At 60.3% G+C, this 26388-nt stretch carries 24 protein-coding genes and 1 riboswitch; of the genes, 18 read left to right on the forward strand and 6 right to left on the reverse strand.

The annotated features are described in order from the left end of the window. Positions 1-19: 19 nt before the first annotated feature. Positions 20-712, reverse strand: coding sequence for a FadR/GntR family transcriptional regulator (locus tag QZ869_RS15565; RefSeq protein WP_296086096.1), 693 nt, complete (start codon positions 710-712; stop codon positions 20-22). A gap of 257 nt (positions 713-969) precedes the next feature. On the opposite strand from QZ869_RS15565, the gene QZ869_RS15570 reads away from it, so the two are divergent. The 7 genes from QZ869_RS15570 to QZ869_RS15600 all read left to right on the forward strand — a co-directional run bounded on the left by QZ869_RS15570 (position 970) and on the right by QZ869_RS15600 (position 8964). After that, positions 970-2535: a sugar ABC transporter ATP-binding protein gene (locus QZ869_RS15570; RefSeq protein WP_296105800.1), complete on the forward strand. Its 1566-nt coding sequence runs from the start codon at positions 970-972 to the stop codon at positions 2533-2535. An 8-nt stretch (positions 2536-2543) separates the two neighbouring features. After that, complete coding sequence (locus QZ869_RS15575; protein WP_296016168.1) at positions 2544-3566, forward strand: ABC transporter permease; 1023 nt, start codon at positions 2544-2546, stop codon at positions 3564-3566. A gap of 147 nt (positions 3567-3713) precedes the next feature. Further along, on the forward strand, positions 3714-4655 hold the full coding sequence (locus tag QZ869_RS15580) for an ABC transporter substrate-binding protein (RefSeq protein ID WP_296034964.1): 942 nt from the start codon (positions 3714-3716) through the stop codon (positions 4653-4655). Between the two features lie 126 nt (positions 4656-4781). Further along, complete coding sequence (locus tag QZ869_RS15585) at positions 4782-5795, forward strand: aldo/keto reductase (protein WP_296034962.1); 1014 nt, start codon at positions 4782-4784, stop codon at positions 5793-5795. 3 nt (positions 5796-5798) lie between these two features. Further along, the gene (locus QZ869_RS15590) at positions 5799-6620 is read left to right on the forward strand and encodes an amidohydrolase (RefSeq protein ID WP_296105802.1); all 822 of its coding nucleotides are present in this window, start codon (positions 5799-5801) and stop codon (positions 6618-6620) included. 3 nt (positions 6621-6623) lie between these two features. Beyond that, the gene (locus tag QZ869_RS15595) at positions 6624-7634 is read left to right on the forward strand and encodes a zinc-binding alcohol dehydrogenase family protein (protein ID WP_296105805.1); all 1011 of its coding nucleotides are present in this window, start codon (positions 6624-6626) and stop codon (positions 7632-7634) included. A gap of 52 nt (positions 7635-7686) precedes the next feature. Beyond that, on the forward strand, positions 7687-8964 hold the full coding sequence (locus QZ869_RS15600) for an L-fuconate dehydratase (RefSeq protein ID WP_296105807.1): 1278 nt from the start codon (positions 7687-7689) through the stop codon (positions 8962-8964). 79 nt (positions 8965-9043) lie between these two features. Here the strand turns inward: QZ869_RS15600 and cobD are convergent, their stop codons facing one another. Next, complete coding sequence (gene cobD, locus QZ869_RS15605; protein WP_296105809.1) at positions 9044-10072, reverse strand: threonine-phosphate decarboxylase CobD; 1029 nt, start codon at positions 10070-10072, stop codon at positions 9044-9046. Here cobD and cbiB point away from each other — a divergent pair. Continuing rightward, positions 10071-11036 carry an adenosylcobinamide-phosphate synthase CbiB gene (gene cbiB / locus QZ869_RS15610; RefSeq protein ID WP_296105811.1) on the forward strand — a complete coding sequence of 322 codons (966 nt, stop codon included), beginning with the start codon at positions 10071-10073 and terminating at the stop codon, positions 11034-11036. The two genes, cobD and cbiB, sit on opposite strands and share 2 nt — an antisense overlap. Here cbiB and QZ869_RS15615 read toward each other — a convergent pair. Further along, positions 11023-12480: a cobyric acid synthase gene (locus tag QZ869_RS15615; protein WP_296105812.1), complete on the reverse strand. Its 1458-nt coding sequence runs from the start codon at positions 12478-12480 to the stop codon at positions 11023-11025. The genes cbiB and QZ869_RS15615 overlap by 14 nt on opposite strands. 3 nt (positions 12481-12483) lie before the next feature. After that, a complete protein-coding gene (cobO, locus tag QZ869_RS15620; protein ID WP_296105814.1) occupies positions 12484-13101 on the reverse strand; it encodes a cob(I)yrinic acid a,c-diamide adenosyltransferase in 618 nt (205 codons plus the stop codon). A 122-nt stretch (positions 13102-13223) separates the two neighbouring features. Further along, a riboswitch (cobalamin riboswitch) is annotated at positions 13224-13437 on the forward strand. 114 nt (positions 13438-13551) lie between these two features. On the opposite strand from cobO, the gene QZ869_RS15625 reads away from it, so the two are divergent. Genes QZ869_RS15625 through QZ869_RS15655 form a run of 7 tightly spaced genes read left to right on the forward strand, consistent with a single transcriptional unit; the run spans position 13552 to position 21919 of the window. Next, the gene (locus QZ869_RS15625; RefSeq protein WP_296105817.1) at positions 13552-13977 is read left to right on the forward strand and encodes a DUF1636 family protein; all 426 of its coding nucleotides are present in this window, start codon (positions 13552-13554) and stop codon (positions 13975-13977) included. Further along, positions 13971-15008, forward strand: a complete 1038-nt coding sequence (cobW, locus tag QZ869_RS15630; protein ID WP_296106067.1) for a cobalamin biosynthesis protein CobW — start codon at positions 13971-13973, stop codon at positions 15006-15008. The genes QZ869_RS15625 and cobW overlap by 7 nt, the downstream gene beginning before the upstream one ends. Positions 15009-15014: 6 nt before the next feature. Next, entirely contained in the window at positions 15015-18374 is a 3360-nt protein-coding gene (cobN, locus tag QZ869_RS15635; protein ID WP_296105818.1) for a cobaltochelatase subunit CobN, read from the forward strand. Continuing rightward, positions 18371-19744, forward strand: coding sequence for a precorrin-3B synthase (gene cobG, locus QZ869_RS15640; RefSeq protein WP_296105820.1), 1374 nt, complete (start codon positions 18371-18373; stop codon positions 19742-19744). Before cobN ends, cobG begins: the two co-directional genes overlap by 4 nt. Beyond that, the gene (locus QZ869_RS15645; RefSeq protein ID WP_296105823.1) at positions 19741-20373 is read left to right on the forward strand and encodes a precorrin-8X methylmutase; all 633 of its coding nucleotides are present in this window, start codon (positions 19741-19743) and stop codon (positions 20371-20373) included. Before cobG ends, QZ869_RS15645 begins: the two co-directional genes overlap by 4 nt. Further along, positions 20370-21149, forward strand: coding sequence for a precorrin-2 C(20)-methyltransferase (locus QZ869_RS15650; protein ID WP_296034934.1), 780 nt, complete (start codon positions 20370-20372; stop codon positions 21147-21149). The genes QZ869_RS15645 and QZ869_RS15650 overlap by 4 nt, the downstream gene beginning before the upstream one ends. Then, positions 21146-21919 carry a precorrin-3B C(17)-methyltransferase gene (locus tag QZ869_RS15655; protein WP_296105825.1) on the forward strand — a complete coding sequence of 258 codons (774 nt, stop codon included), beginning with the start codon at positions 21146-21148 and terminating at the stop codon, positions 21917-21919. Before QZ869_RS15650 ends, QZ869_RS15655 begins: the two co-directional genes overlap by 4 nt. On the opposite strand, the gene QZ869_RS15660 is transcribed toward QZ869_RS15655, so the two are convergent. Continuing rightward, complete coding sequence (locus QZ869_RS15660; RefSeq protein WP_296105827.1) at positions 21886-22665, reverse strand: cobalt-precorrin-6A reductase; 780 nt, start codon at positions 22663-22665, stop codon at positions 21886-21888. The two genes, QZ869_RS15655 and QZ869_RS15660, sit on opposite strands and share 34 nt — an antisense overlap. Between QZ869_RS15660 and cbiE the strand changes: the two genes are divergently transcribed. From cbiE to cobM, 3 genes are read left to right on the forward strand one after another with little or no spacing between them, the layout of a single operon-like run. Next, the gene (cbiE, locus tag QZ869_RS15665) at positions 22664-23929 is read left to right on the forward strand and encodes a precorrin-6y C5,15-methyltransferase (decarboxylating) subunit CbiE (RefSeq protein ID WP_296105829.1); all 1266 of its coding nucleotides are present in this window, start codon (positions 22664-22666) and stop codon (positions 23927-23929) included. The two genes, QZ869_RS15660 and cbiE, sit on opposite strands and share 2 nt — an antisense overlap. Then, entirely contained in the window at positions 23926-24303 is a 378-nt protein-coding gene (locus tag QZ869_RS15670) for a cobalamin biosynthesis protein (RefSeq protein ID WP_367115335.1), read from the forward strand. The genes cbiE and QZ869_RS15670 overlap by 4 nt, the downstream gene beginning before the upstream one ends. Next, a complete protein-coding gene (gene cobM / locus QZ869_RS15675) occupies positions 24300-25064 on the forward strand; it encodes a precorrin-4 C(11)-methyltransferase (RefSeq protein WP_296105831.1) in 765 nt (254 codons plus the stop codon). Before QZ869_RS15670 ends, cobM begins: the two co-directional genes overlap by 4 nt. A gap of 2 nt (positions 25065-25066) precedes the next feature. On the opposite strand, the gene QZ869_RS15680 is transcribed toward cobM, so the two are convergent. Further along, complete coding sequence (locus tag QZ869_RS15680; protein WP_296105833.1) at positions 25067-26248, reverse strand: M20 aminoacylase family protein; 1182 nt, start codon at positions 26246-26248, stop codon at positions 25067-25069. Positions 26249-26388 lie beyond the last annotated feature (140 nt).

A 26388-nucleotide genomic window follows, 5' to 3' on the forward strand; every position in this document is an offset into this window, starting at 1 on the left:
GCTGCCGAGGCATGTTTAATTACGTCTCGATCCAGCGCCGTCTCGAGTTTTCCAAGTGGATACGCATCGCCGCCTGTGCCAGCAGCGGATCGTGGCTTTCCAACGCGGCCAGGATCGCCTCATGTTCTTCCAGTGCAAAGCCCCAGGTGCCGCGGTCTTCGAACTTCACGCGCAATTGCGTGGAGATGGGGCTATGCCTGTCATCGAAGAGGTCAGCCACCAGCCGCGCAAGAATGGTGTTGCCAGATTGCTCGGCAATCATGGTGTGAAACCTTCTATCCTGATCGAGCGGTTTACGACCGGCTTCGATCTCCCTCTTCATTTCATCGAGCGCTGCTCTCAGTGACAAGAGCCCCGCGTCATCAATCCGGCTTGCCGCCATAACAATGGTCGCTCCCTCAAGTGTTGAGCGCGCCTGCATCAGTTCGGAAGGACTGTCCCCCAAAGAACGGGTTCGCGCTTGCTGGGCTCCGTTCTCCAGCGAGACATAAACGCCAGAGCCCATGCGAATCTCAACGCTGCCGTCGATTTCAAGCGCGATCAGCGCTTCGCGTAGCGAAGGCCGCGATACTCCGAGCTTCTGAGCCAGATCTCTTTCCGATGGCAGCCGCGTGCCAGGCTGAAACTCTCCACCGTCGATCAGATCGCGGATCTGGTCTGCGACCTGCTGATAGAGGCGTCTCGGCTCCACGATTTTGGCCTGACCATTCATCTGAGGCTCACGATCATCCTGAGGGGGTTGAAGATTTGGCCTTACCGTAAACCTTACGGAAGGTATTGGCAAAGATATATTTCATCTACTTGATTTCATTTGATATTATCAGATTTATTACGTTCTGGCGTTTAGAGTTCAGTATGTTCAACGATAAAAAATCATAAATTGGCTTGACCACCCAAAAAATGCGGCCTAACCATTGCGACCATTGAAGCGCTCTGCGGGAGAACGGAGCGGCTATTGGGAGGTAGCGGATGTCGCAGGGCGCATCGTCCATTTCGAGCCATGATGACACACGGCATAACGCGCTTCAGGCGTCCGGTGCGCTTTTGCGTCTTGAGGACATCTGCAAGGAGTTCCCCGGAGTCAAGGCATTGAGCGATGTGCGTTTCGACCTGCGCTCCGGCGAAGTTCACGCCGTCTGCGGCGAGAACGGTGCTGGCAAGTCCACCTTGATGAAGATCATCAGCGGTGTCTATCAGCCCACCAGCGGTACCATCCTGCACAAGGGCCAGAAAGTCCAATATGCTTCGCCGCTCGAGTCTGAGGCGGCGGGCATCGCCATCATCCACCAGGAACTCAATCTCGTTCCGCATTTGAGCGTTGCCGAAAACATTTATCTCGCTCGTGAGCCGAAAAAAGGCTTTCTCGTAGACCGCAAGAAGTTACGCGCTGACGCCGGACGCTGTCTTGATCGGCTCGGCGTAGACATTAGTCCCGATATGCTCGTGCGCGGCCTTTCGGTGGCGCAATGCCAGATGGTCGAAATCGCCAAGGCGCTTTCGCTTGACGCCGAAGTGCTCATTATGGATGAGCCGACGTCATCGTTGACGGAGCAGGAAACACGCCTGCTGTTCAAGGTCATCCGCGACCTGAAGGCCTCTGGCGTCGGCATCGTTTACATTTCCCACCGCCTGGACGAGATGGCCGAGATCGTCGACCGCGTTACCGTGCTTCGCGATGGACGCTACATCTCGACGGATGATTTCAAATCGATCACGGTCGATGACATCGTTACCCGTATGGTGGGTCGCTCGCTGGAAGAGAAGTTCCCGGAGCGCACCTCAAGGCCAACGGACGAGGTCATCTTCTCCGTCAAGGGCTTGACGCGGACGGGCGTGTTCCACGATGTCAATTTCGAGCTGCGCCGAGGAGAAATCCTCGGATTTGCGGGGCTGATGGGTGCCGGTCGCACCGAAGTCGCACGGGCCATCTTCGGCGCGGATGCTTTCGACGCTGGCACTATCACCTTCGAAGGCCGCGAGCTTTCGATCAAGTCTCCGCAGGATGCCATCGAAGAGGGAATTGCCTATCTTTCAGAGGACCGGAAGAGCGACGGACTGGCGATCAAGATGTCGGTCGCAGCCAACACTTCGCTGGCGAACATGGAAGAGGTTTCAAACCGCTTCGGCCTGATCGACTTCAACAAGCACGATGAGGTCGCGAAGCGTTATGTCGATCTCCTGAATGTCCGCACCCCTTCGATCAAGCAAACAGTTCGCCTTCTGTCCGGCGGCAACCAGCAGAAGATCATCATCGGCAAATGGCTGTTTCGCCAGTCGCGCATCCTGTTCTTCGATGAGCCAACCCGCGGTATCGATGTCGGTGCGAAGTTCGCCATCTACAAGATCATGGATGAGCTCGCTGCCCGCGGAATCGGCGTCATCCTCATCAGTTCGGAATTGCCCGAAGTGTTGGGCCTGACGGATCGGATCGCTGTGTTCCACGAGGGAACGATTACCGGCGTGCTGGAAACGGCCAAGACCAATCAAGAAGAAATTATGCGCTATGCCTCCGGCTATAGCCGCAAGGGGCAATGAGGTAAGACATGTCGAAAGCACCTGAACCCGTTAAAACCTCCGCGCTTAGCGACAGGCAGAAAGACATCATCCAGAAGTTTGCCGCACTCGGCAGCCTCGTGGTGCTGGCAATCGTGTTTTCGGCCACCAGCAGCGCCTTCTTCAGCGTCAACAACGCCATGACGATCGCGCTGCAGGTCACGTCCATCGCTCTTTTGGGTATTGGTGCAACCTGCGTCATCATCACCGGTGGCATCGATTTGTCTGTCGGCTCGGTTCTGGCGCTGGCTGGCGTGGTCGCAGCACTTGCGGTGAAGGAACTCGGCATGCCGGTTCCGGTCGGCATGTTCCTCGGTATTCTGACCGGCTCGCTCTGCGGTCTGATCAACGGTTTCCTCGTCACCCGCTTCAAGCTGCCGCCCTTCATCGCAACGCTTGGCATGATGTTGATTGCGCGTGGTGTGGCGCTGCAGATCACTGGCGCCCGTGCCGTCTCCGGCCTCGGCGAATCCTTCGGTGAACTTGGCAACGGTGCCCTCTTCCGCATCGTCAATATCGGCGACGACGGGTTCCCGAATGTGGTGTTCCCGGGCATCCCTTACCCGGTCATCTTGATGGTCGTCATTGCGCTTGCCGTGGCCTTCATGCTGAACCGCTCGGTTCTCGGACGCCACATCTATGCGGTCGGCTCAAACGCCGAAGCAGCTCGGCTCTCGGGCGTCAATGTCGCTCGCGTCACCAACTTCACTTACGTTCTTTCCGGTACGCTTGCGGGTCTGACGGGCTGCGTTTTGATGTCGCGCCTCGTTACCGCACAGCCGAACGAAGGCGTGATGTACGAGCTTGACGCCATTGCCAGCGCCGTCATCGGCGGCACCTCGCTGATCGGTGGCGTCGGAACGATTTCAGGCACGGCAATCGGTGCATTCGTCATCGGTATATTGCGCAACGGTCTCAACATGAACGGTGTCTCTGCCTTCACGCAGCAGATCATCATCGGCCTCGTCATCTTGATGACCGTTTGGATCGACCAGCTGCGCAACCGCCGTTGATTGTAGTGCCAGCATTTTCAGCGAAAGGGTTTTCGGTTTTGCCTCCGAAAAGCACTCTAGCTTCTGAAAGGGGTGCGGACCCTATCCGCGGGACAGCCGGTGTCGAGAAGAGGAGCTCTCCCTTCGCCGGTATAAATGGAGGAAGACATGAAGAAACTGACGACTGTTCTTTTAACATCCGTGATCGCGCTTTGGAGCGTTTCCGCGGTGCAGGCTGGCGAAATCGCCGTCATCGTCAAGACCGTCAATTCGACATTCTGGCAGAACGTCCAGAAGGGCGCCGACGCTTCGATGAAGAACGCCAAGGGCGAAACGATGACCTTCCAGGGTCCTGCGTCCGAATCCGCCATTGCCGACCAGGTCAACATGGTCGAAAACGCGGTTAACCGTAAGGTTGACGGCATCGTGCTCGCGCCGTCCGATCCGGACGCTCTTCTGCCAGCCGTCAAGAAGGCATGGGAAGCCCGCATCCCGGTCGTGCTGATCGACTCGCAGCTGGCCAAGGGTGGCGAGCAATACTACCAGTCTTTCCTGGCGACCGACAACAAGAAGGCCGGTGAGCTTGCAGCCGAAGAAATGATCAAGAAGGTCGGCAAGGAAGGCAAGATCGCGGTCATGTCTTACGTTGCGGGTGCCGGTTCTGAAATCGGCCGCGTCGGTGGCTTCATCGACTACATCAAGGCAAATTCCAAGCTGGAGATCGTTGGCCCTTACTACTCTCAGTCCCAGATGGCGACCGCTCTGAACCAGACCACTGACGTTCTGGCCGCCAACCCCGACCTGAAGGGCATCTTCGGCGCCAACGAGCCGACCGCAATCGGCGTTGGCCGTGCGCTCGCTCAGTCCGGCAAGGCTGGCAAGGTCGTTGCCATCGGCTTTGACGGTAACGAAGATCTCCAGAACTTCGTCAAGGACGGCACACTGTCTGCGATCGTCGTTCAGGGCTCCTACCAGATGGGCGAAAAGGGCGTTGAAACCGTCGAAAAGCTGATCAAGAAGGAAAAGGTCGAGAAGTTCGTCGATACCGGTGTCGTTGTCGTCACCAAGGACAATATCGACAAGCCGGAAGCCAAGAACGTTCTGTACTGATATCCTTCCTTCGCCATGCCCGGGATCGTCTCGGGCATGGCGAGACCGGACTTCGCATACGCAATATCAATGATCGCACCGCAGGGCGCGATCACAATCACACGACACATTTGAAAGTGCGCCGCCATGAAGGTCTCCGATAAACGCAAACTGCCCCATAGAGACGTCGAAGTGACCATTATGGGTCTCGGCTGTGCCCAGATGGGCAATCTCTATCGCCTGACGCCTTACGAGGAGTCCAAGGGGGCTTTCGACACCGCTTGGAACAGTGGCATGCGTTACTTTGATACCGCGCCCTTTTATGGCTACACCCGCTCAGAGCGTCGTCTCGGCACGATGGTGACCGAGCACGACCGCAGCGAATATACGCTCAGCACCAAGGTCGGCCGTGTCATGGTGCCGGATGAAACGGTAGGACCGGAAGAAGATACCTATGTCGCACCGCTGCCGTTCCGTCCGGTCTACGACTATTCCTATGACGCCATCATGCGCTCTTTCGAGGCAAGCCAGCAGCGTCTCGGCGTGCTGAAGCCCGATATTCTTTATATTCACGATATCGGCCCTTACACGCATGGCGACAGGCATCAGCATTATTGGGACCAGCTGACCACAGGCGGCGGTTTCAAGGCGCTTGGCAAGCTGCGTGACGAAGGCTCGACGAAAGCTGTCGGTCTCGGCGTCAATGAATGGGAAGTCGTTCGCGACGCCATGGACGTGTTCGATATCGACGCCGCGATGCTTGCCGGCCGTTACACGCTTCTGGAACAGCAGAGCCTTGGCTTCATGAATTCTTGCGTCGAAAAGGGCGTGGGGATCGTCGTCGCCGGCGCTTTCAATTCCGGTATTTTGGCTGGCAATCGCAAGTTCAACTACAAGGACGCGCCGGCAGAGCTTCTGGCGCGTGTGGATGCGCTGCATGATGTCTGCGAGGAGATGGGCGTTTCGCTTCAGGCCGCAGCGCTACAGTTCCCGCTTGCTCACCCTGCATCCGTTACCGTCGTTTCCGGTGCGCGCAATTCAGCGCAACTCTCCTCCAATATCGGTTGGTTCGAGCAGGATATTCCAGATGCGTTCTGGTCTGAATTGCAGCGTCGCGGGCTGATTGCCGAAGGTGCTCCGGTGCCGGGCGCGAAGGGTTGAGCCATGCTCATCGACGCACACCAGCATTTCTGGCTGTTGAAGGAACGGCAGGGTCAGTGGCCGCCAGCTTCGCTTGAAGCCATTTACAGGGATTTCTTGCCTGCCGATCTTGAGCTGTTGCTGGAAGAGGCCGGTATTTCCGGCACTGTGCTGGTACAGACCATGGAGAGCGCTGGCGATACGGATTTCATGCTGGCCCTTGCCGATAAAAACGCGTTCATCAAAGGTGTTGTGGGCTGGGTTGACATGAAGGCAGCGGATGCGCCTGCCGAGATCGCGCGGCGCGCTTCGCATCCTGCCTTCAAGGGCCTGCGGCCGATGTTGCAGGATATTGCCGACGTGGAGTGGATCGAGGATCCGGCACTTGGTCCGGCGGTCGAAACCATGATCGAAAAGGGCCTCGTCTTCGATGCGTTGGTTCTACCGCAGCACCTGCCCTATCTGCTGCGTTTTGCGAGCCGCCATGCTGCTCTGCAAATCGTTATCGATCACGGTGCCAAGCCTAAGATCGCAACCGGACATTATGTCGCCTGGCGACGGGATATGGCGGCGCTTGCTGCACTTCCAAACGTTTTTTGCAAGGTGTCCGGTCTTCTTGTGGAGCGTGGCGAGCAGAAAGTGGAAGCAGTTCGGCCCTATGCGGAAACCATTTTCGAACTGTTTGGTCCAGACCGGGTGATTTTTGGAAGTGACTGGCCGGTGATCAGGCTTGCCGGTGACTATCAGGGTTGGCTGGATTTCTGCCGGGACGTCGTTCCCCAAGAGCACCACGCCAAGGTTTTCGGCGCAAACGCCGCACGTATTTATTCTCTTTCCGACAGGTGATCCATGCTGGCTATTTTCTGTGACAAACCCGGCGAACTCGTTTCCAAGGAAATGCCAAAGCCATCGAGAGCATCCAATGAGGTTTTGGTGCGTGTCCGTCGCATCGGCGTCTGCGGAACGGATCTGCATATCTTCACCGGCAATCAGCCCTATCTCTCCTATCCGCGCATCATGGGCCATGAATTGTCGGGTACGGTCGAGGAAGCACCGGAAGGTAGTGCGCTTGCAACAGGCGATATCGTCACCATCATTCCCTACATGTCCTGCGGGCATTGCAGCGCCTGCCTCAAGGGCAAGAGCAACTGCTGCCGCAACATCGGTGTGCTCGGCGTTCACCGCGATGGCGGCATGGTGGAGTATTTGAGCGTTCCGCAGCAGTTCGTATTGAAGGCGGAAGGACTGTCTCTCGATCAGGCCGCCATGACAGAGTTCCTTGCTATCGGCGCGCATGCCGTGCGTCGCGGCGCGGTCGAGAAGGACCAGCATGTGCTGATCGTCGGTGCTGGCCCAATCGGCATGGCCGTTGCGGTCTTTGCAGCGATGAACGGTGCCGTGGTGACCATGATCGACAGCCGCGAAGACCGGCTTTCATTCTGCCGTGATCATCTTGGCGTTGCCAATATCGTGCTGCTTGGTGAAGGTGACAAGGAGCGGCTAAGCGAGATTACCGAAGGCAACTTCTTCGATGTCGTGTTTGACGCGACCGGCAATCCGAAGGCGATGGAGCGCGGCTTCTCCTTCGTCGGCCATGGCGGCGCTTATGTTCTCGTCTCTATCGTTGCCAGCGATATCAGCTTCAACGATCCCGAATTCCACAAGCGCGAAACGACATTGCTTGGCAGCCGCAACGCAACGCCGGAAGATTTCGAGCGGGTGCTGCAAGCCCTGCGTGCCGGTCGCGTGCCGGACGCTCTCATCACTCACCGCATGACGCTCGCCGAGGTGCCAGCCAATTTCGCCGGCTTGACCGACCCGCGCGCCGGCGTCATCAAAGGCATGGTGGAAGTGGCCTGAACGACCGACGAGCCTCTCATATTCAATGACCCCTGACCGCGAGTAAACGGCCATGACAAAGATTACCGACCTGCGCGTTTTCGACCTGCGCTTCCCCACCTCACAGAGCCTCGACGGCTCGGATGCGATGAATCCAGATCCGGATTACTCCGCGGCCTACGTCATTCTCGATACGGATGAGCCTTCGCTGAAGGGGCACGGACTGACCTTCACGATCGGTCGCGGTAACGACATCTGCTGCATGGCGATCAAGGCGATGCGTCATCTGGTTGTTGGAACCGATCTCGCCACCGTCATCGAGAACCCCGGCAAATACTGGCGCCACCTGACGAGCGACAGCCAGCTGCGCTGGATCGGTCCGGATAAGGGTGCGATGCACCTGGCAACCGGTGCCGTCGTCAACGCCGTCTGGGATCTGCTCGCCAAGCAGGCTGGCAAGCCAGTCTGGCAGTTCGTGGCCGATATGAGCGCCGAAGAGATCGCCGACATCGTCGACTATCGCTACCTGACCGACGTTCTGACGCGCGATGATGCGCTCGCCATCCTCAAGAAGGCGGAAGCGGGCAAGAAGGAGCGCGTCGATATCCTGAAAGCCGAGGGTTACGCCTGCTACACCACTTCCGCCGGTTGGCTCGGTTACAGCGACGAGAAGCTTCGCCGCCTCTGCCATGAAGCCATCGATGCGGGCTTCAACCACGTGAAGATGAAGGTCGGCCGTGATCTGGAGGACGATATTCGTCGCCTCACCATCGCCCGTGAAGTCATCGGGCCTGATCGCTATCTGATGATCGATGCCAACCAGGTCTGGGAAGTCGATCAGGCCATCGAGTGGGTCAACAAGCTCGCCTTCTGCAAGCCGTTCTTCATTGAAGAGCCGACGAGCCCGGACGATGTCGCCGGTCACCGCAAGATCCGCCAGGGTATTGGCTCGGTAAAGGTCGCGACTGGTGAAATGTGCCAGAACCGCATCATGTTCAAGCAGTTCATCGCCGAAGGCGCGATCGATGTGGTGCAGATCGACAGTTGCCGTATGGGTGGCCTGAACGAGGTTCTGGCCGTGCTGCTGATCGCCGCGAAGTATAATCTTCCTGTCTGGCCGCATGCTGGTGGCGTCGGGCTTTGCGAATATGTGCAGCATCTGTCGATGATCGACTATCTGGTCGTATCCGGCACCAAGGAAGGCCGTGTGATCGAGTATGTCGATCATTTGCACGAGCACTTCTTCGAGCCCTGCGATATTCAGAACGCCGCCTATATGCCGCCAAAAATGGCTGGCTTCTCCATCGAAATGAAGCCGGAGTCGATCGAAGCCTATACCTTCAAAGGCTGAGGTTCCGGCTTCTGCTTCCCACCCTTCCTTATGCCCGGACCAGTTCCGGGCATAATTGTTTTGGATTGTCGGAGAACAATCAGAATTCGGACAAAGCTACCCCTAGCCTTGTCCATTCGCCTTCCGTCTCCGGTAGGCCGAAGCGCACTTCATAGGGGCGCTCGTCGAAGATGCGAACGAGAATACCACGCTGTGCAAGATGCTCAAACAGCGCTGCCGCCCTTTCGTCCCGAACCAGGCGGAAGAGACTTGTGCCGCCAACGACGGTGAGACTTGCATTTCCCAGCAGCCCGTCGAGACGCGCAGCTTCTTCTCTTAGCCGGAGTCTCATCGCTTCGCGCCAGTTCCAATCCGCCAGCGCCTCGGTTGCCACATGCAGCGCTGGGCCGGATACCGCCCATGGTCCGAGGCGCTGCTCCAGCCTATTGGCAATCTCCGGATGAGCAATGGCAAAGCCAAGGCGCAGACCCGCCATGCCGTAGAACTTGCCGAAAGAGCGCAACACCACGAGTCCCTCAATCGCGGTGGCTTCGCCTACGCTTACCGCATAGCCGGTCTCGATAAAGGCCTCATCGACCACCAGCAGACCGCCTTTGCGGTGCATGTGGTCAGCGAGAGCCAGAATATGATCGTGCTCGATCACCCTGCCATCGGGATTGTTGGGATTGATCACCACCGCATAGTCGAAATCAGCGAGGTCGGAGAAGTGGGCGACTTCCGTCACCGCAAGTCCTGCCATCCGCGCCGTTCTGGCATGTTCCGCGTAGGCGGGTGTCAGCACGGCAGCATTTTTGGCGCCGCGTTGAACGGCAATCTCGGCAAGCAGCGGCATGAGCATTTGCGTTCCCGGCGCTGCGGCTAGATGCTTGACAGACGGCGCGCTGAAAGCGGTGGCGGCAACCGCCTTCAGGCGTTCCAGCGCGTCAGGCTCCGGCAGGCGTGAGAAGGCGCTGGCAGGAAGGGGAGAATACGGATAGGAATGTGGATTGATCCCTGTGGACAGGTCGATCCAGGGTTGAGGCGCTAGCGGGTAGGACGCACGTGCCCGGCCAAGATCGCCACCGTGGCGGATCGCTGCCTCTACCCTCTCTGGTCTCAGGTTGCCCATGTTCTTCACCATTGCTTTCCTGTCGCTTTTGATCGAACGCTTCGCTGGCTATCCCGATTGGCTGTTTCGCCGGATCGGCCATCCGGTGACTTGGATCGGTTCGCTTATTGCGCTGCTCGACGCAAAATGGAACCGAGAACACCGATCATTTTTGCATCGGGAAGGCAAAGGCGTCTTGGCGCTCATCGTTATTTTGGGTGTCACGGTGACAATCTCCCTTCTGCTGCAGAGTATTCTTCTGCTTTTTCCGCTTGGGTTTTTACTGGTCGCGATCGTCGGTGCATCTCTTCCCGCGCAAAAAAGCTTGGAAACCCATGTCGAGGCAGTGGCAATCGCGCTGGAAAGCGAAGGCCTCGAAGGTGGGCGCAATGCCGTGTCGATGATCGTTGGTCGCGATCCCGATCAACTCGATGAGGCAGCGGTGTGTCGGGCGGCCATCGAGAGCCTCGCCGAGAATTTTTCTGATGGCATCGTAGCACCTTCGCTGTGGCTCGGTTTGCTCGGCCTGCCCGGTGGGGCGGGCTACAAGGCGATCAACACGGCAGACAGCATGATCGGTCACCGCACACCACAACACAAAGCCTTTGGCTGGGCTTCTGCCCGTGTGGACGATCTGGTCAATCTTCCCGCTTCGCGCCTCAGCGGTGTGCTCTTCGTGGTCGCCGCCTTCTTCTTGCCGGGTGCCTCTCCCGCCAATGCGGTTCGGGCGATCTTTCGTGACGCCGGCCACCACCGCTCTCCCAATGCCGGATGGCCGGAAGCGGCTCTTGCCGGGGCGCTGGGTTTCGCACTTGCCGGACCGCGCTCCTATGCTGGACAGATGATCCAGGCGCGCTTCATGGGCGAAGGCGGGCGTCGGGATTTGACCGCCGCCGATATTCGTCAGGCTCTGAAGCTTGCGCGTATCGCGGATGGCCTGCTGATCGGCTTCTTTGGTCTTATGGTATTGCTTATCTGGCGATAGAGAGCAGCGCGTCTAGATCGAGATGGCGCTCCATGTGGTCGGCCAGCCGGTCCAGCACCGCATCCACCTGCGCTTCGTAATTCAAGGCCGAGCGGTGCCCGCCAAGCCGTTGCAGCCAGGCGCTACGCTGTCCGTCATCGGAAAACAGGCCATGGACATAGGTGCCGAAAACACGGCCATCGGCGGATATGGCGCCATCGACATGGTTGCCGATCGTGGAGAAGGGTCGTTCGCAATCGACACCTTTAGTCACACCCACATGCATTTCATAGCCGGAGAACGCCTCGCCGTCGAAGCTTCGCCCTTCGACCGAGACCAGCCGCTTGTCTCCGGTCAGCACCGTCTCGACGTTTAGAAGCCCCAGCCCTTCCACGGTCGATGGCGGCCCTTCGATGCCGTCCGGGTCCGATAGGGTCGCTCCAAGCATCTGGTATCCTCCACAGAGGCCCAGAATCATTCCGCCGCGGCGAAGATGCGCCTTGATGTCTATGTCGAACCCGGCCTGCTTCAGGACGGCCAGATCGGCAATCGTCGCTTTCGATCCGCACAGCAAAATAAGGGCGCAATCGCCAGGAATGGCGGTTCCGGGACGCACGCGGATCAGTTCGACATCCGGCTCCATATCCAGCGGGTCGAGATCGTCGAAATTGGAGATGTGCGGCAGGATCGGCATGGCGATGCGGATCCTCGCGCCCGGTTTCGTTTGGGCTTCGCCAGTCAGTCCCAGCGCATCTTCGGCGGGCAGCCGTGCGGCGTCGGCAAAGTGCGGCAGAAGGCCGATGGACGTCCAGCCGGTGTGGTCTGCGATAATATGCATCCCCTCCTCGAACAGCGAGGGATCGCCGCGAAAACGATTGACGATGAAGCCTTCGATCATCCTCGCGTCGTCTGCATCCACCACCGTCTTCGTGCCGACGAGACTGGCGATCACCCCGCCTCGGTCGATATCACCGATCAAGATCACCGGAACATTGGCGGCGCGGGCAAAACCCATATTGGCAATGTCATTGGCACGCAGATTGACTTCCGATGCGCTGCCGGCACCTTCGACCAAAACCAGATCGGCATTGGCCTTCAGATGCTCGAAGCTTTCCAGCACGTGCAGCATCAGCCCCGCTTTCATGTGCTGGTACTCTGCCGCCTTGGCGTTGCCGAGGATTTTGCCCTGTACCACCACCTGCGCGCCGGTTTCGCTCTGGGGCTTCAAAAGAACCGGGTTCATGTGCACCGAGAGCGGAACATTTGCCGCCCGCGCCTGCAAGGCCTGCGCCCGACCGATCTCGCCACCATCCGCAGTCACCGCGGCATTGTTGGACATATTCTGCGGCTTGAAGGGCAGGACCGAAAGTCCGCGACGGGTAAAGGCACGCGCCAGACCCGCCACCATCAGCGACTTGCCGACATCCGAGCCGGTTCCCTGAAACATGATGGATCTGGCGACCATGGATCAGAACTCGATGCCGGACTGGGCTTTGACGCCCGCCTTGAAGTGATGCTTCACCAGCGTCATCTCCGTCACCATGTCTGCTGCCTCGATCAGCGGCGGCTTGGCATTGCGCCCGGTCACGATGATGTGCAGATCGGGACGGCGTCTCTGCAAAGTGGCGACAACGTCCGTCAGATCCAGATAATCGTAGCGAAGCGCGATATTCAATTCGTCCAGAACCAAAAGACCGATCGTCTCATCGGCCATCAGGAGCTTTGCTTCCTCCCAGGCCTTGGTCGCCGCGGCGATATCGCGCTTCAGGTCCTGAGTGTCCCACGTGAAACCTTCGCCCATGGTGCGCCATTCCACCCGGTCACCAAAAAGCATCAGCGCCTGCTGTTCACCGGTCGACCACGCGCCCTTGATGAACTGGACGATACCAACGCGTCGGCCCGTGCCGAGCATGCGCAGCGCAAGGCCGAAGGCTGCAGTGGACTTGCCCTTGCCAGGGCCGGTATTGACCATCAATAGACCCTTCTCGATGGTCTTCTCGGCCACTTCCGCATCCTGCACGCTCTTGCGGTTCACCATCTTCTCGCGGTGGCGGGCGGCGTCACTGTCGCTGATCTCGCGTGTCATGATGTCCACGTCCTTCCGAGCCTGTTTTGGAAGCGGCGACTATAGTCAAAACGCCCTTCTCGGCAATGGCACCGAGAGCATCGCTCAAGAATCCGCGCATTGACCGCAAGCCAGCTTGCCCGTAAAGGTAAGGCACTGACGGTCTTTTTCCGGCAACGGGAAAAGCTAAGAGGGAACACGGTTCCGCCCACTTCTCGGGTCAATCCGTGGCTGCCCCCGCAACTGTAAGCGGCAAGCCCGCACCGTAAAGCCACTGGATTTCGATCCGGGAAGGCGGTGCAAGGGCGCCTATTCAAGCCGCAAGCCAGGAGACCTGCCGTTCCAGAAAAAACGTCTGCCGGGCGGGGTGCTCCGGTCAGTCAGTTCCGCCGAATATCGGTTTGCGCTGTCTCGCATTCCGTCTTTGGCACCGCACCCCTTGCATGTTTTAACAGCGGAAGCGGGCTCGGTTTGGATATTACAGCGACATCGTCTCGGACGGAAGGATCGACCGAAAAGCAGAAAGCTCCCGGTCTGGTTGTTTATGTCTGCCGCAGTTGCCGTAGTGAGGCAGAACCGAATGCCGAGCCGCGCCCCGGCGCGCTGCTGGCAGAGGCGGCGATCGCGCTTGGTGCGGAAGCCGATATCGAGGTACGCAGCGTCAACTGCCTTGCCAATTGCAAGCGTGGTGCCAGTGCCGCGATGCGCAGTGCCGATGGCTGGTCTTACGTCTTCGGCGGGCTGACGCCCGATCATGCCGATGATCTGATCACCGGCGCGCGCCTGCTTGAAAGTTCCACCGATGGCCTGATGCCTTGGCGCGGGCGTCCGGACAGCTTGAAGCGCGGCATGGTCGCGCGCATTCCCCCTTTGAATTTCCTCGAGGAGACATCATGACCACGCTAGAGCGCGTTCCCTGCACCATCGTCACCGGCTTTCTGGGCGCCGGCAAAACCACGCTGCTGCGCGGCCTTTTGGAAAAGCTCGATGGCAAGCGTCTGGCGATTATCGTCAATGAGTTCGGCGATGTCGGCATCGATGGGGACATCCTCAAGGGCTGCGGCATCGAAAGCTGCCCGGAAGAAAACATCGTCGAGCTTGCCAATGGCTGCATCTGCTGCACAGTCGCGGATGATTTTCAGCCGGCCATCGAGCAGATTCTGAGCCGTCAACCGCGGGTCGATCATATCCTGATCGAGACCTCCGGTCTTGCGCTGCCCAAGCCACTGGTCCAGGCCTTCCAATGGCCGGCGATCAAGAGTCGCGTCACCGTCGACGCGGTCGTTGCCGTTGCCGATGGTGCGGCACTTGCCGAAGGCATGGTGTCGCATGACATGGACGCGCTCGCCGCCCAGCGCGCCAATGACGAAGCGCTCGACCATGACGATCCGGTCGAGGAAGTCTTCGAAGATCAGATCGCCTGCGCCGACCTGATCGTGCTGACCAAGGCCGATCTTCTCGATGCCGAAGGTCTGGAGCGTGCCAAGGCGCATATCGGCGAGCATCTGCCAAAGGCCGCCAAGATCGTCGTTGCTTCCCACGGCCAGATCGATCCTGCCGTGCTGATCGGGCTTGGGCTGGCAGTCGAAAACGATATCGAAAACCGCCATACCCATCATGATGAGGAAGAGGACCACGATCACGACGAATTCGACAGCTTCGTGGTCGAACTCGGTGCGGTGTCCGATCCGGAGGCCTTGGCAGAACGTATCGCCCAGACCGCGGCGTCTGAGAACGTTCTGCGCATCAAGGGTTTCGTCGAAGTCTCGTCCAAGCCCATGCGCCTTCAGGTTCAGGCCGTCGGCGCGCGCGTCAATCACTATTTCGACCGCCCCTGGGCCGCAGGCGAAGTACGCCGTTCGGCGCTCGTCGTGATCGGTGAAAAGGGCCTCAACCGCGAGAAGATCGAACAGATGCTGGCGGCCTGACGCGTCATGCATATCCTCGCCACCACATCATCGTCTCTGGACGACCTGATCGAGCCGGTTGATCTCAACCAGCCGCAGGCGGATGTGGTGGTGTTGTCGTTCTCCTCAAGCGACCTTGCCGGTTTGCAGCGGGCATGGCCGGAGGGCTCCGGCGTCTCACTCAGCGTCGCCAATCTGTCCGAGCTTCGCCATCCCATGTCGGTCGATCTCTGGATCGAAAAGACTGCGGAGCATGCCAAGCTGATCCTTATCCGGATTCTGGGTGGCGCGGATCGCTGGCGCTACGGCGTTGATCAGCTGGCAATGATGGCGCGCCGGCGCGGCATCAAGCTCGTGCTTCTGCCAGGCGAATGCAGCGAGCGCGATGAAAAGCTCGAAGCGCAATCGACGGTCGATCAGGGCCAGCTTGGCTCCGTCCTCTCCTTCTTCCGGCAAGGCGGGCAGCAGAACATGCGTCGTCTTTGCGAAGGCCTCACCGCTTTTGCCAAGGAAGGCGTCTGGCCGGATGTCGAGCCGGAGCCGCTGCCGAAATCCGGCTTCTATATCCCAGACCTTGGCGTGGTCGATCTTGCTCAAGCGCTCTCCGCTTTTCCGCCAGAAGCTCCAAAGCTGCCCATTCTCTTTTACCGTTCCATGCTTCTGGCAGCCGATGCCGCGCCCATCGATGCGCTGTTTGAGGCCCTGAAGCACCGCGGCTTTGCCCCCCTGCCGATTTTCGTCAGTGGCTTGAAGGATGGTGAGGCGATACGGTTTCTGGAAGACACGCTGGCGCCGCTGAAGCCTGTGGCCATCATCGCGGCAACGGCCTTTGCCAGCCAGACAGATGAGCATGGCAAAAGCCTGTTCGACCGGCTTGGTGTGCCGGTGTTCCAGGTCATCATGGCAACCACGCGGCGCGATGCCTGGGCCGATAACATGCGCGGCCTAAACCCGTCGGATCTTGCCATGCATGTGGTCCTGCCGGAACTGGATGGCCGGATTCTGGCCGGTGCCATCTCCTTCAAGCAATCCGATCCTTCAGGGCGCCAAGGACTGCTCAATGCGCCAGAGCCGGATCGTGTGGCCCAGGTCGCAGACCGAATCGCTGCCCATCTGTGGTTGACGCAGACGCCGGTGGCGGAGAGGCGTCTCGTTATCCTCATGCCGGACTATCCGGGTGCTGCACCCGGTCGCATCGGATATGCAGTCGGTCTCGATGTGCCGCAAAGTGTTTTGGAGATGCTGCGCGACCTACGTGATGCGGGCTATGCGGTTGGCGATATTCCGGAAACGGCAAGAGCGTTGCTGGATAGAATCGAGGCGGAGAGCGCCAGTCTTCCGATATCTTGCTACCAGCACTTTCTGGACGGTCTCCCGCTTGCCGCCTGCACCTCTATCGCATCCGCCTGGGGTGACGCGGCTGACGACGAGGCCGTTATCGATGGGTCATTCCGCTTCCGTGCCGCCCGTTTTGGCTCCGTCATCGTCGCGCTTGCTCCGGATCGTGGACGGCAGGCGGACAGGCGGGTGGATTATCACGATCCGGCCTTGCCGCCGCGTCATGCGCTGGCCGCCTTCGGCGCGTGGATGCAGCAGGATTTCGACGCCCATGCCATCATCCATGTCGGCGCGCATGGCACGCTGGAATGGCTGCCCGGGAAAACGGTCGCATTGTCGGAAGCCTGTTTCCCGGAGATCGTCACCGGATCGCTGCCGGTCATCTATCCCTTCATCGTTTCCAATCCGGGTGAGGCTGCCGTTGCCAAACGGCGCATTGCCGCCCTTACCATCGGGCACGTTCCGCCCGTTCTGGTGTCCGCCGGTCTTTCACAGGAGCAGGCTGCACTCGAACAGCTGGTCGATGAATATGCCCAGGCCGATGGGCTCGATCGCCGCCGCCGCGATCGTCTGGCCAAGCTGATTGTCGAAAAGGCCTTCGAGACGGGGCTTGCCGCCGATGCCGGTATCGGTGTGGAGGAGGATGCGGATTTGGCGCTGACGCGGATCGATGCGTTTTTGTGCGATCTGAAGGATTTCGCCATTAAGGACGGCCAGCATGTCTTTGGGCGCTGCGCGGATGATGAGCCGGATTCTCTGAGGCGCGAGAGTGCGATCCGCGAGAAGGCAGCGCTGCTCGCCGCCCTGGACGGCCACCACATTTTGCCCGGTCCTTCCGGCGCGCCAGCCCGAGGACGGCTGGACGTGCTGCCGACAGGGCGCAATCTTTACGCTGCCGACCCGCGCACCATGCCAACGCCGACCGCCTTCGAGCTGGGCAAGGCCGCAGGCGAAGAGGTGCTGCGCCACTATTTGCAAAGCCATGGCGACTGGCCGCGCCATCTGGTCTTCGATCTCTGGGGCTCTGCGTCTTTGCGCAATGGCGGCGAAGATGTCGGACAGGCGCTGCATCTGATGGGCGCGCGTCCGATCTACGATCAGGCGACCGGCCGGGTGAACGGCATCGAGGTTCTGCCGCCCGCAGCGCTCGGGCGCCCGCGTGTGGATGTGACCTTCCGCATTTCCGGCCTATTTCGCGATATGTTTCCGGCTCTCATCGCGCTTCTCGATGCGGCGGCAAGGGCGATTGCGGCGCGGGAAGAGTCCCCAGGCGACAATCCGCTCGCTGAGGAGACAGCCTCTCTTGGTCATGTGCCGGCACGCATCTTCGGGTCGGCCCCTGGCACCTATGGCGCGGGTATCGAAGACGCGATTGCGCGTGGGGACTGGGACGAGCGCGAGGCGCTGGGCCAAGCCTATCTGGATGCCGCAAGCCACGCCTTTGGCGGGCCCGATGGGCTGGAGATCGTTGTTGATCCGGGGTTTGCGCGCCAGGTCGGACGCGCCGAGCTTCTAGTTCATACCGGTGATGATCCGGGGCGCGATCTGCTGGATGGCTCGTCGGATGTCGCCTTCATCGGCGGCTTTGCCGCTGCCAAGGCCAAGCTTGGGCAAGCGGCGGATGTGGTGGCGCTCGACACGACCGATCCCGCCCGCCCGCGTGCCAGATCTATTGCGCAGGCGATTATCCGGGTCGTGCGCGCCCGCGCGATCAATCCGCGCTTTATTGCCGGGCAGCTGCGCCACGGCCCGCGTGGTGCCGCCGAATTTGCCGAGACCGTCGACCGGTTGATCGGTTTTGCCGAAACCACGCAAGCCGTTTCCTCATCGCTGATCGAAGCGGTCTATGATGCCTATTTCGGCAATGAGGAGGTGCGCGATTTCATCCTGCGGGAGAACCCGAAAGCAGCGGAGTTGATGGCCGAGCGCTTCCTCTCCGCGCGCCACCGCAACCTCTGGCACAGCCGCCGCAATGCGGTGGATGCGGAACTGGAGATGCTGATCGCACCACGGTCATCGGTGGCACCATCGGCGAGGGTTTCGGCTTGAACCCGCTTCCTTCTGTGCAGCCCTTTTCCCGCCGTGGCGCCTGCCCTGCCCTGTCCGCACCGATGCAGACCGGCGACGGTCTGTTGTCGCGCGTGGCTTTCACTGATGGTCTTGCGCCACCTGCTCTCGATTCCCTTTCCGCTCTCGCACACCGTCACGGTAACGGCCTTCTCGATGTCACCGCGCGCGGCAGCCTTCAGTTTCGTGGGCTGACCGCCGAAAGCGCTGTTCTGCTGGAGCGCGATGTGCTCGCACTGGACCTTCCTTTGCGCCAAGGCCTTGCGGTGGAAATGTCGCCGATTGCTGGGATCGACGGCAGCGAGGTCGCCAATGCCGCGCCGATCCTCGATCGGATCAGTAAAAGGGCCGCAGCACTCGGTCTTGATGCCAAGCTCGCGGCCAAGATGTCGGTGATCGTCGATGGCGATGGTATGGTTTCGATGGGTGGGTTGCTTGCCGATATTCGGCTGAAGGCTATCCAGCATGAGGTTGGCATTGTCTGGCATCTGATGCTGGGTGGTACGGAAGACAAGGCGCTGCTCGCCGGGGCAGTCCAAACTCATGATGCTGCCGATTGCGTCATCGATCTTCTCGTCCACCTCGCCGAACGGGGGCCGGATGTGCGGGGCCGTGATTTGGATAGGGCGACGGTGCATGCGGTGTGTGGGGATCGTCTTTCGCCTGTCCCGCCCACTGCCCTGACCTCAACCAGACATGCGGATACGAAAAAGCGCGCAGACCAGCGCAGGCTTTGGCCCTTGAACGATAATCTCTCTGCTGCCGTCATCGCGCCCGCATTCGGGCACATCACCTCGGATGCCCTGTCTGCCCTTTGCAGGAAGGCGCGTGATATCGGTGTCCAATCCATCAGGCCCGGACCGCAGCATGGGTTCTATGCGGTGGGCGAAAACGACGCATGTCACTCCCTTCTCGATTACGCCGAGAGTGCCGGCTTCGTCGTCAGCGATGGCGATACGCGCTCTTCCATCGCCGTTTGTGCCGGTGCGCCTGCCTGCGCATCGGCTTTCATCCCGGTTCAATCGCTGGCCGCGTTTGCCGCCAAAGAGTGTCGCGATATGCTGGATGGCTCCTTAACGCTGCACCTCTCCGGTTGCGGCAAGGGGTGCGCCCATCCAGCGCCCGCCCTTCTTGCCTTTTCCGGCACAGCGAGCGGCCTCTCCTTTGGCTATAAGGCCAAGGTTTCGGCGCCCTCGGACGCGGTTTTGGCTGGCTCTCAAGCGCAGGCCGGGCTTTCCCGGCTTGCCCGCCTCTATGAAAAAGAACATAAGCCCGGAGAAAATGCCCGCAGCCTGTTTGTCCGATTGGGCAAGGACAGGGTTATTGCGGCGCTCCGACAGGACGAGACATGACGACTTACGACTATATCCGCAATGGCGATGCGATCTATGAGCGCTCCTTTGCCATCATCCGTGAGGAAGCGGATCTTACCGCCTTCACGCCCGAACAGGCGGATATTGCCATTCGCATGATCCATGCCTGCGGGCAGGTCGAGGCGGCCCGGCATTTCCGCTTTTCTGCGGATTTCGTGTCAGCCGCACGCGGCTCCCTAGCTGCTGGAAAGCCCATTCTCTGCGATGCGGAAATGGTAGCGCATGGCGTCACACGGGCGCGTCTAGCGGCCGGCAACGCCGTCATCTGCACGCTGCGCGATCCGCATACACCTGAGCTGGCAAAGACCATCGGCAATACCCGTTCAGCCGCCGCACTCGATCTCTGGGCCGATCATCTCGACGGCGCTTTGGTTGCCATCGGCAATGCGCCGACGGCGTTGTTCTATCTCCTGGAAATGCTGGAAAGAGGCGCCCCGCGGCCTGCGGCGATCATCGGCATGCCGGTGGGCTTTGTAGGGGCAATGGAATCGAAGGATGCGCTGGAAGACAGCACCCTCGGCATTCCTTATGCTATCGTCAAAGGCCGCATGGGCGGCTCCGCCATGACGGCTGCCGCCGTCAATGCCGTTGCGAGGGCTGGCCTATGAGTGCCGCACTTTACGATCCCGCACCGGAAAAGGCGCTGAAGGGCAAGGTCATCGGCGTCGGGACCGGTCCGGGTGATCCCGATCTTCTGACGCTGAAGGCCGTGCGCGCCATCGAGACTGCGGATGTGATTGCCTTTTTCTGCAAGCGCGGCAGCAAGGGCAATGGCCGCGGCATCGTCGAAAGCTTTATCCGGCCCGGTACGCTGGAAATGCCGCTTGTCTATCCGGTCACGGTCGAAAGCGACAAGAACGGTGACGACTATCGCGGCGCGATCGCTGCCTTTTTCGATCAGTCGGCACGCGATATCGCCGTTCATCTGGATGCCGGACGCACCGTGGCCGTGCTCTCTGAGGGCGATCCGCTCTTCTACGGCTCCTATATGCATCTGCATCTTCGACTTGCGCCGAATTATCCGGCGGAGGTGGTGGCGGGGATCACGGCCATGTCCGGCTGCTGGTCGATGACCGGACTGCCGCTGGTGCAGGGCGACGATATCTTGAGCGTCCTGCCGGGTACGTTGAATGAGGATGCGCTTTTCGAGCGGCTCTCGGGTACAGATGGCGCTGTCATCATGAAGGTCGGTCGCAACCTGCCGAAAATCCGCCGCGCGCTGGAAAAGGCAGGTAAGCTGGAAGGCGCGCTCTATGTCGAACGCGGCACCATGGCCAATGGACATGCCATGCGCCTGATCGAGCGCGACGAGTCACCCGCTCCCTATTTCTCTCTGGTTCTCGTGCCCGGCTGGAAGGATCGCCCGGCGGGAGAGCCTGCATGAGCTCGTCCTCCACCGGACGTTTGACGGTCGTTGGTCTGGGGCCGGGAAGCCTTTCGCAGATCACGCCGGAGGCGCTGGCTGCGGTGGATGCGGCGGAGGATTTCTTCGGCTACATTCCCTATCTCGACCGGCTGTCGCTGCGTCCGGATCAGCGGCGTCACGCATCGGACAATCGCGAGGAGATTTCCCGCGCCGAGGCCGCGCTGACATTGGCCGCTTCTGGCGGAAAGGTCTGCGTCGTCTCAGGCGGCGATCCAGGCGTCTTCGCCATGGCGGCTGCGGTCTGCGAGGCGATTGAGAACGGTCCTGCCGCGTGGCGCGGTATCGACTTTTCGGTTGTGCCGGGGGTGACGGCCATGCTCGCTGTCGCGGCACGGGCAGGCGCACCGCTCGGTCACGATTTCTGCGCCATTTCGCTCTCCGACAATCTCAAACCATGGTCGCTGATCGAAAAGCGGTTGGTGGCCGCAGCTGATGCCGGTTTCGTCATGGCCTTCTACAATCCCGTCAGCAAGGCAAGACCGCATCAACTGGCAACGGCCTTCGATGTGCTGCGGGCGCACCTGCCGGGCTCGGTGCCGGTGATTTTCGGCCGCGCTGCCGGGCGCGCCGATGAGCGTATGCGCGTCGTGCCCCTATCGGAAGCGTCGAGCGATATGGCGGATATGGCGACCTGCATCATTGTCGGGTCGGTCGAGACACGCAGTATCGACCGTCAGGACCAGCCATCTCTGGTCTATTCGCCGCGTTTTTCCAGAAGGGAAAGCTGATGGCGGATGGCGGTCAGCGCAGTCTCGATATCCAGCACTTCCATGCCTATGGCATTGGGTTGCAGGCGGGGTGGCCTGTCGATCATGATGACCGGAATGCTAAGGGCGCGCGCGGCTTCGATTTTCGCATAGGCCGCTGCGCCGCCGGAGTTCTTCGAAACGATGACGTCGATATAGTTTCCCTTCAACATGGCGATTTCGTCTGCAAGCGCAAAGGGTCCTCGGGCCGTCATGTAGCGCGCATTCGGCACGGCAAGTGGCGGCTCCACGGGATCGACGCTGCGGATCAGATAGCTGTGCTGGGGTGCGGTTTCAAAGGGCAAAAGCTCTTGCCGACCAAGCGCCAGAAAGGCGTTTCGGTGGAGGCTCCCCAGGGCGATCACCGCCTCCTCCACGCTGCCAACCCGCTGCCACAGGTCGCCCTCTTCTTCGACCCAGGCCGGGCGCGACAGCGAGACCAGAGGGATGCCGGTCAGCCTAGCCGCCTCGACAGCATTGGCGGAAATCCGCGCCGCGTAAGGGTGGGTCGCATCCACCAGCAGATCGAAGCCTCCCTCGGTGAGGAAGGTCTTCAGTCCATCTGCGCCGCCAAAGCCGCCAACGCGAACCGGCACGGGTTGCTTCACCGGTTCCTTGGTACGGCCCGCCATGGACAGCAAAATCCGGTAGCCGGATTCGTCGGCAATCTTTCCGGCCAGAAGACGGGCATCCGCCGTGCCGCCGAGAATGAGGATGGAGCGTGTCATGGCCGTTGAATATGACGGAATATCCTCTGCCGCCAGCGAAAAACTTGTGCCTTGGCTTTCCATCGTCGGTCTCGGCGAGGATGGTCTTGCCGGTTTGCCGGCAAATGCCATCCAGGCCATCGAAATTGCCGAGGTCGTCTTCGGTGGCAAGCGCCATCTCGGATTGGTCTCTGGTGCGATCAAAGGCGAGCCCCGCCCCTGGCCTGTCCCCTTCGATGTCGCCATGACGGATGTCGTGGCGCTCAGGGGCAGAAAGGTCTGTGTGCTGGCTTCCGGCGATCCGTTTTTCCATGGCGTCGGGGTGTCATTGCTGAGACACATCGATGCGGGTGAAGTGATCACCTATCCAGCCCCGTCGGCTATTTCGCTTGCCGCCTCGCGGCTCGGCTGGGCGTTGCAGAACACCGAATGCATTTCCCTGCATGGGCGCTCCATCGATCTGATCCGCCCATATCTTCATTCCGGTGCGAAGATCATCGCGCTCACTTCCGATGCCAGCGCCCCGGCACTGATTGCCGCTCTTCTGAAGGAGACCGGTTTTGGCCGGTCAATTTTCCACTTGCTGGAAGCGCTTGGCGGTCCCCGCGAAAATCCCCGCGCGACGACGGCAAAGGACTTTGACTTTGCTGATATAGACCCGCTCAATGTGGTTGCTATCGAGGTCGTTGCCGATGAGGCTGCGCGGATACTGCCTTTTGCCAGCGGTTTGGACGACGCGCTTTTCGAGCATGATGGGCAGATGACCAAGCGTGAAATCCGCGCCGTCACGCTGTCGTCACTCGCACCTCGCCATGGTGAGCTGCTGTGGGATATAGGCGCAGGTTCCGGCTCGATCGGCATCGAGTGGATGCTCTCTCACCCATCGCTCAGGGCTATCGGTATTGACCAGAATGCCGAGCGGGCAGAACGCGCCATGCGCAATGCGCAAGCCTTCGGCGTGCCGGGTCTCGACGTGGTGATTGGCACCGCACCCGAAGCCTTTGAAGGCTTGCCGACGCCGGATGCCATATTCATCGGCGGCGGCGGCAGCGAGGCTGGGGTTCTGGAGGGCGCAATCAGCGCCTTGAAGCCGGCCGGAAGGCTTGTCGCCAATGCCGTGACGCTGGAAATGGAGGCCATGCTGCTCTCGGCACAGGCGCGGCTTGGCGGCTCCCTGATCCGGCTTGAGGTTGCACGCGCATCCCCGGTCGGGCAGATGCAGGGCTGGCGTGCCGCCATGCCGGTCACGCAATGGTCCTGGGTCAAACCGAAGGACATGCCGTGATCGTGGCGGGGATCGGGTGCCGCAAGGGTGTCAGCCCGGAGGCGGTCCTGGCCGCGCTCGCGCAGGCCTCTGCCAAGTTCGGCGTAGCGTTCGACTTTATTGCGACGGCACCGATCAAGGCGGATGAGCCCGCCTTGCTGGAAGCAGCAACACGGCTCGGCATGGCCTTCGTCGTGGTGGCGCAGGCCGATTTCGAGGCCGCTGCGAACCGCGCATTGACCCGGTCAGAACTGAGCTCAAAATATGCCGGTTCGCCAAGCGTCAGCGAGGCAGCCGCACTTGCAGCGCTTGGCGAAGCGTCGAAACTGATCGCGCCGCGCATGATCGTCGGCGATATTACCGTGGCCTTTGCCACGCCTGGAGACAAGACATGACGGTTCATTTCATCGGCGCTGGCCCCGGTGCCGCAGATCTCATTACGCTGCGCGGTCGCGATCTGATCGCCGCTTCTCCCGTCTGCCTCTATGCCGGTTCGCTGGTGCCGAAGGCGCTGCTGGATTATTGCCCGGCAGGCGCACGTATCGTCGATACTGCAGCCCTGTCGCTAGACGAGATCGAGGCCGAGTTCGTTGCGGCTGCGAAGGACGGCAAGGATCTAGCACGGCTGCATTCCGGCGATCTTTCCGTCTGGAGCGCCATGGGCGAGCAGATCCGCCGTCTGGAACGGCTCGGGCTCGATTACACCGTGACGCCTGGTGTGCCGTCCTTTGCCGCTGCCGCCGCCACCTTGAAGCGGGAACTGACGGTGCCGGAAGTGGCGCAAAGCCTGGTGCTCACGCGTGTTTCCGGTCGCGCGTCCAAAATGCCGGAGAGCGAAAACCTCAAGGCCTTCGGCGCGACAGGCGCGACACTTGCCATCCATCTCGCCATTCATGCCATCGGGCAGGTGGTCGAGGAGCTGACGCCGCTTTACGGCGCGGATTGCCCGGTGGCCATCGTCGTGCGTGCCTCTTGGCCGGAAGAGCGTGTTATTCGCGGTACGCTGTCCGTTATAGAATCCCTTCTTGCGGAAGAGCCGGTGGAGCGCACCGCGATGATCTTTGTAGGCAGAGGTCTCGCATCGTCCGATTTTCGCGAAAGCGCGCTCTACAGCACCGATTACGTTCGCCGCTTCAGAACGCCCGCCACTGAGTAGCTTCAGTCAGCTTTCAAAAAATCTTCCGCAAGCTCCACCCAGAAGGCGGTTCCGATCGGAATGATATCGTCGTTGAAGTCGAACTTCGGATGGTGCAGCGGCGGGTCGTTGTCGGTGCGCTTGGTGCCGAGGAAGAAATACGAGCCGGGGCGCTTCTCCAGCATATAGGCAAAGTCTTCCGCTCCCATGGTCGGGCGCTCCATCTCCAGCACCTTGTCGGCCCCGGCAAAGCGCGTGGCGAGCGCCCGTACATAGTCCGTTTCCGCCTTGTGATTGACGGTCGGGCTGTAACCGCGCTCATACTCCAGCGTCACGCTCATGCCGTAGCTTGCGGCCTGACCTTCGGCGATCATGCGAATGCGCTTTTCCAACTCATCGCGGGCTTCAGAGTCGAAGGAGCGGATGGTCAGCAGCATTTCCGCTGTCTCCGGGATCACGTTGCTGGCCTTGCCTCCGTGGAATGCGCCGACGGTGACCACGGCTGGCATCAGCGGGTGGATGTTGCGCGAAACCACTGTTTGCAGCGCCATGATGATGCTGGCACCGGCAACGATCGGGTCGGAGGCGCTTTGCGGCTCTGCCCCATGGCCGCCATAGCCGTTGACGGTGATCTTGCATTCGTCCACTGCCGCCATCACCGGGCCGTCACGCAAAACAAAATGGCCGAAAGGCTGGCTTGGATCATTATGCAGGGCAAAGACTGCGTCGCAGGGAAAGCGGTCGAACAGGCCGTCTTCGATCATGATGCGCGCGCCGCCGAAATTTTCTTCTGCCGGCTGGAAGATCAGATGGATCGTACCGTCGAAATTGCGCCGCTCAGCAATGATCTTCGCCGCGCCCAGCAGCATGGCGGTGTGGCCGTCATGGCCGCAGGCATGCATCATGCCTGGTGTCTCGCTGGCATAGTCTGCGCCGGTTTCCTCGTGGATCGGCAGGGCATCGATGTCGGCGCGGATGCCGACGCTGCGATTGCTTGTGCCATTGCGCAAGGTGGCGACCACGCCGGTGCCTGCGAGGCCTCGCGTTACCTTGTAGCCCATTTTAGTCAGGCGCTCTGCGACGAAATCGGACGTCTTGAATTCGGATAGGCCGATCTCCGGATTGCGATGCAGATGGCGGCGGATTTCAACCACCTCTTCCATGACGTTGGACGACGAGGAAATGGTCACCGGATGGAGTGTCATGCTTTGCTGTTCCGTCTCTTTGCCGCAGCGGTTGCTGGCCGGCGCATTCTTCATCGATCATGAATAGCAAGAGTGGACCGTCTTGATAAGGGCGTGCTGTTATTGGCCTGGATTTGTGTTCTTGCGCGGCAATCAAACAG

It is taken from the genome of uncultured Agrobacterium sp., assembly GCF_913777885.1.
Lineage (GTDB): Bacteria > Pseudomonadota > Alphaproteobacteria > Rhizobiales > Rhizobiaceae > Agrobacterium.